This window comes from Streptomyces sp. CNS606 (assembly GCF_000426325.1).
This window is the reverse complement of sequence record NZ_AUFD01000050.1, coordinates 1-6,007: the sequence shown is the minus strand read 5'-3', so window position 1 is coordinate 6,007 and position 6,007 is coordinate 1. Positions and strand designations below refer to the sequence as shown.

Genomic DNA, 6,007 nt, shown 5'->3' with positions numbered 1-6,007 from the left:
GCGCGCGTCCTGCTCCGCAGGAACGACGCACGCCGCTACGCGGCGTTAACACAAATTGCTCCGCAATTTGTGTAGAAATCCCGACGGGATTTCCGTAATTCGCTCCGCGAATTACGATGAATTGCTACGCAATTCATCTGCGCGCACCCCCGGGTGATGTTGGCGCAGTGTCACGCTCTGTGTGGGGCTGGGGGGTTGCGGTGCAAGTAAGCGGGCTACGAGAAGGGGTGGCGGGGTGCGTGCCTCACGCCGAGACCGGGGAACGTGCACTCACCCCTGTCTGACGGGTTGACAGTGAGGGGTGGTGTGAGCATTCTGAGAGATTGGAGCGTCTGTCACCAGCGAGATGATGCATAATGGGTAGAGTTTGGAAGAACCATGCGTCACCCCTGGGTGCGGATCGGCATTCAGCAAGAGCGCTCTATCGCTCCACTCATAAAGGAGTTCACGCGGTGAACAAAGGCACTCATGCGGCCTCTTCTTTTATCCTCCGACCGCATCAGAAAGAGGCGGTCGCGGCAATCTTGCGTGGGCTCTCCGACGTGGGTGACGGAGATGTGCGGGGAACGGTGGTGATGGCGACCGGCACCGGAAAGACCGTCACGGCTGCCGCCGCCGCGCACCAGTTGGTGCCGCACGGCCGGTGCGGCGTCCTCGTGCCGACGCTGGATCTGCTGGCGCAGACCGCGGAGGCGTGGCGGCGTGCCGGCCACCGCGGGCGGATGGTCGCGGTGTGCTCGCTGGAGGATGACCCGCTGCTGGAGGCGCTGGGGGTGCGGTGCACCACCGATCCGGCGCTGCTGGCGCATCTGGTGGCGGTGGAGGAGCCGGTGGTGGTGCTGGCGACGTACGCGTCGCTGGTGCCGCAGAGCGCCCGGGCGGAGGGCGGGGCCGAGGACGCCAGGGACGGCGAGGGGCCTCAGGAGGGCGCGCGGGCGCGGCGTGGGGTGTTGGAGCGGGCGGCGCGGGGTGAGGGCTTCACGGGCCCGTCTCTGCCTGCTTTTGACCTGCTGGTGGTGGATGAAGCGCATCGTACGTCCGGCGACTTGGGGAAGGCGTGGGCGGCGGCGCTGGATCAGCGGGTGCCGGCGGTGCGTCGGTTGTTCATGACGGCGACGCCGCGGTTGTGGGAGGCTCCGCCGTCGTCCGGCGGTGAGGGGCGGCTGGTGGCCTCCATGGACGACGAGGCGCTGTACGGCCCCGTCCTGTTCGAGCTGGAGCTGATGGAGGCGGTGGAGCGGGGGTTGCTGGCGCGGTGGGAGATCGACGTCCTGGAGATCACCGACCCGGCGGCGCCCGGACCCGAGGCGGGCGCCGAGGAGGTGTGGGGGCGGCGTCTGGCGGCGCTGCAGGCCGCGTTGCTGACGCATTTGGACGATGTCGGCGGCCGGTCCCTGCTCACCTTCCACTCCACCACGCTGGCCGCGATGGCGATGGCGCGGTCCTTGCCCGGGACGGCGGCCGAGCTGCATGCCGGTGATCCGGCCTCCTACCCGGCCCGGGTGGGGGCGGAGTGGCTGTCCGGGGAGCACCCGGCCACGCACCGGCGGGAGGTGCTGTCCCGGTTCGCAGACGGGGTGACTGAGGACGGGTGGGTCGCGGACGCGCAGATCCTCGCCTCCTGCCAGGTCCTCGCCGAAGGCGTCGACATCCGCGGCCGGGCCGGCGTCGACGGCGTCGTCCTCGCCGACGCACGCTCCTCTCCGGTGCAGATCGTGCAGATCCTCGGCCGGGCGCTGCGGCAGGAACCCGGCGAGGGCAAGGTCGCCCGCATCATCGTCCCCGTCTACCTCGCCCCCGGCGAACACCCCGACGCCATGATGACCTCCGGCGCCTACCGGCCCCTAGTCCAAATTTTGCAGGGCCTGAAAAGTCACGATGCCCGCATCGCCCAACGGCTCATGCTCGCCACCCGCACCGCATCCGGCGACCCGATGACGGTCCTCGAACTCGACCCCGGCAAGCCCGAATCCGGCGGGGCCGGCCACCGCGCGGGCGGCACCGACGAGCACGGCCAGGAGCAGCGGGGTGAGGGCCAGGAGCAGCGGGGTGAGGACGGCCTGGACGAGGACAGCGGGGAGCAGGCGGGCGAGGAGTACGACGGCGAGAGCGAACGGCAGGGCGGGGCGGTCGGTGGTGGGGCGGGGGTGCCGTTGCTGCGGTTCTCCCAGCCGCGGGACCCGGCCGTCATCGCCCGCTGGCTCCGCACCCGCGTCATCCAGCCCGACAGCGAGATCTGGCTGACCGGCTACGAGGCCCTGCGGGAGTGGGTGGCGCGGCACGGCGATGCGCAGGTGCCTACCGGCACCGTCATCGACCTGGACGGCGGCGACGGCCGTGCGGAGGGCTACCCGGTCGGGCGGTGGGTCAGCGAGCAGCGGCGTGCTTTCAGTGATGGGGTGCTGCGCCCGCACCGGTGGGAAATGCTGGACGGACTCGGCATGGTCTGGGACGTCGCCGACGCACGGTTCCAGAATGGGATTGTCGCGGCGCGTGCGTATCACGCGGAATTCGGCACGCTGTGCGCGCCGCGCGATGCGGTGGTCGATGGATTCGCCGTCGGGCAATGGCTGGAAAACCTGCGAAAAGGCGTCATGACCGTGACCGAAAAACGGGATGCGGCGCTGCGGGAAATCGACGAACGCTGGAACCCGGAATGGGCGGTCTCCTGGCAACGTCGCTACGCCGCCCTCGCCTACCTGGTGGAGGGCGAGGACACCTTGCCGGAGGTGCCTCCGGGTGTCCGGGTGAACGGGATCGACGTCGGCACCTGGCTGGCGCGGCAGACGTCGGCGGCCGGGTGGGCGCAACTCGCGGCCGGGCAGCGCCAGTTGCTGGAGCGGCTCGGCGTCCCGGCGCCGGTGCCTGCGGGCGGGGACGACGGGGCCGGCGCGGGGAGCGGCGGGGCGCCGGCCCGGGTGCCGGGACTGAAGGGGCTGGACGCGTTCGGGCGCGGCCTGGCCGCCGCACGCCAATACCTGCGCAGGGAAGGCCACCTGACCGTCCCCCGCAAACACGAAGAGCTGCTCCACCCCGCGGGGGGCGGCGACGTCGTCGAGGACGGCGCACCGGTGCCCGTCAGGCTGGGGGTATGGCTCACCAACCAGAAGACCAGGCGGGCGAAACTCAGCGAGGAGCGGCGAGCGGCCTTGGCCGAACTCGGACTGGCCTGGGCACAGTTGTAGCGGCCGCGATGCCGAGGTCGCGTTCGCAGACAGCGTCGGAGTCCGCGCCGCCGTGGGCTCCGCAGGGGCGGCCGGACAGGCAGCGGTGATGGTGGCTCTGCGGGAGCCGGGGCTCGGGGCGGACAGCGGCGCGGGGGTCGTCGCTGTCCGCCCCGGGTCCCGCCGTCTAGGCGGCTGGGGTGAGTTCGGCTTGGCCGAAGAGGAGGGCGTAGCCGGTGGGGAGTTGGTGGAGGATGCGGGTGGTCAGGTCGGGGCCGGCGTGGGCTGTGACGGCGGCGAAGACGGAGCCGGTGTCCCAGCGGGTGGTGGCCAGGGGGCGCGGGTGCGGGTGGCGAGGTCTTTGACGAAGGCCGAGCCGGTGAGCGGTTGGGGGTGGGGGATCTGTGTGGTCAGTATGCGTGCGGCTTCCAGGGGCAGGCGGGCGGCCAGGTCGACGCGTTCGTCGCCGGTCAGTTGGCGTCCGAATCCGGCGAGGACCAGGCGGACGGCTTCGTCGGCCTTTTCGCGGGTGGGGTAGGCGCCCTCGTAGCGGACTTTCTCCAGCATCTGCTCGTAGGCCGTCGAGTACGGCTGCTGGTGTGCTTGGGGTGCGCGTACGTCGGTGGTCACTGCGGTGTGTGCCTTTCATGGTCACCCGGGTGCAGCACCCCCGGGTGAGAGGTGGTCAGGTGGGCTGGGGGCCGAAGAGGAGGTCGTAGCCGGTGGGGAGCTGGAGCAGGAGCTGCCCCGTCAGGTCTGCGCCGGCGGTGTCGGCGACGGTGGACAGGACGGCGCTGACGTCCCAGGTCGCGGTGTGCTCGGTGGCGCCTTCGATCCAGGCTGCGGTCGCGCGGACGAACCGTTCGGGGGTAGGGGTTCGGGGCTCTGCAGCGGGTTCAGCAGGATCGGTGCGCACTCCTCCGGCAGGCGTGCGGAGAGCTGGGCTCGGGGGCCTCGCCGGCCAGGTGCGCGCCGAGGAGGGCGAGGACTACGCGTGCCGCTCGTTCCGCTTCCGGCCCGGTCTGGTCTGGTCTGGTCTGGTACTGACCGTGTTCTCTGACGTGGTCGAGGAACGCTTGGTGTTGCAGAGTCATCTCGGCCGCCCCCCTTTTTTTCTGTCCGGACTGTCCAGGGGTGCGGAGGACAGGTGATGAGAGGGGAGATCAGGTGCCTGTCCTCCGCACCGGTCCGGGCTGCTGGTGTCAGCCGGAGATCTCCTTGCGGCCGGAGCCGACGCCGACGGAGATCTTGCGGGGCTTGGCGCGCTCGGCGATCGGGATGCGCAGGGTGAGCACGCCCGCGTCGTAGTCGGCGTGGATGTGCTCGGTGTCGAGGGTGTCGGCGAGCACGATCTGGCGGGAGAAGGCGCCCAGTGGCCGTTCGGACAGTTCCATCTGCACGTCGTCGGCCTTCGCCACCGGCCGGCGCTCGGCCTTGACGGTGAGCATGTTCCGCTCGACGTCGATGTCGATCGCGTCCGCGGTGAGACCGGGGAGGTCGAAGGCCACCACGTAGTCGTCGCCCTCGCGGTAGGCGTCCATCGGCATCGCCGAGGGCTTGGACCAGGTGCCCGGGCCCGTCAGCTGCTGTGCCAGCCGGTCCAGGTCACGAAAGGGGTCGGTGCGCATCAACATGGTGAAACACCTCCAGCGGGTTGTAGGCAGTTGCTGCCAATGCGCTGCACTGACACCGTTGTAGCATGTCATCCAATGGATGACAAACATGATGTCATCGATGTGATGACTGAACGAGGGAGGTACCCGTGACCGCAGCCGACCAGCCGTCCACAACCAGCACGGACACCCACAGCCCGGCGTCGTTCCTCGCCGCCGCGGCGGCCCTCGACGCCATAAACGACGCCCTGCACACAGCCCAGCACGAGACCCCCGGCAGCCCCGACACCGTCGAGCCGGGCCCGGAGCAGGCCCTGACCTCCCTGACGCTGCTGCGACAGGTCCGCGAACAGCTCGCCGGATGGGAGACCGGCCTGATCGAAACCGCCCGCGACGCGGGCGCCAGCTGGGCCGACCTCGCCCGCCCCCTCGGCGTCACCAGCCGCCAGGCCGCCGAACGCCGATACCTGCGCGGCCGGCCCGGACCCGCCGGGACCACCGGTGAGCAGCGCGTGACGGCCACCCGCCAGGCCCGGGCCACGAGACGCACCAACGCCACCTGGGCCCGCGCCAACGCCGCCGATCTGCGCCGCCTCGCCGGCCAGATCACCGCCCTCACCGACCTGCCCGCAGCCGCCCGCGGCCCCCTCGACGAACTCCACGCAGCCCTCGCCCACGACGATCCCGCCGACCTGGTCACCCCCCTGACCGCCACCCGCCCCTACCTCACCCCCCACCACCCCGACCTCGCCGCACGCCTCAACACCCTCACACCCCCCTGACCCCACCCCAACACCACAAGACACCCCACGGATCTCACAGACTGTCACATACCCCCCCACAGGCACCCACCCCTGATTCGCGCCACTCCTCACACCAGCACATCAACTGTCGGACGGTTCCGGCCTTGACGACGAAGCAGCACGGGACGAGCTGGCGCCCGACACCCTCGGCAACATCCGAGGCCCGACCCACACCCCGGACGACCCGACAACACAGCCGCGCTGACATTCACCGCCACCACTACCCGGAAACGACCCAAGCGCCCCCCACAACCGTGAATCAGCGGGACACTCGTTGCCTACTTCAGCGAACCATCAAAACACCCCCTGCCCACCCTCATAACCACCAAGCAGACTCGCCACAAATCACCCACCGACAAAACCCGGCGAACCATCAAAACAACTAACTCCAAGACCTCCCAAAACTCACCCTCACCACTCTCGGCCG

Annotated in this window: 3 protein-coding genes and 2 pseudogenes; 2 read left to right on the top strand and 3 right to left on the bottom strand. The window is 70.2% G+C overall.

Features of this window, described 5'->3' with window-relative positions; translation table 11 throughout:
- The first annotated feature begins 452 nt into the window (after positions 1-452).
- A complete protein-coding gene (locus K304_RS0120420) occupies positions 453-3,185 on the top strand; it encodes a helicase associated domain-containing protein (RefSeq protein ID WP_486591757.1) in 2,733 nt (910 codons plus the stop codon).
- A gap of 166 nt (positions 3,186-3,351) precedes the next feature.
- On the opposite strand, the pseudogene K304_RS30260 reads toward K304_RS0120420, so the two are convergent.
- From K304_RS30260 to K304_RS0120405, 3 genes and pseudogenes are all read right to left on the bottom strand, one after another.
- Positions 3,352-3,794, bottom strand: a pseudogene (locus tag K304_RS30260) (DUF2267 domain-containing protein).
- A 55-nt stretch (positions 3,795-3,849) separates the two neighbouring features.
- Positions 3,850-4,258: pseudogene (locus K304_RS30255) on the bottom strand (DUF2267 domain-containing protein).
- A gap of 108 nt (positions 4,259-4,366) precedes the next feature.
- On the bottom strand, positions 4,367-4,798 hold the full coding sequence (locus K304_RS0120405; RefSeq protein ID WP_027765242.1) for an Hsp20/alpha crystallin family protein: 432 nt from the start codon (positions 4,796-4,798) through the stop codon (positions 4,367-4,369).
- A gap of 128 nt (positions 4,799-4,926) precedes the next feature.
- On the opposite strand from K304_RS0120405, the gene K304_RS0120400 reads away from it, so the two are divergent.
- Entirely contained in the window at positions 4,927-5,559 is a 633-nt protein-coding gene (locus K304_RS0120400; RefSeq protein ID WP_027765241.1) for a hypothetical protein, read from the top strand.
- The last annotated feature ends 448 nt before the right edge of the window (positions 5,560-6,007 follow it).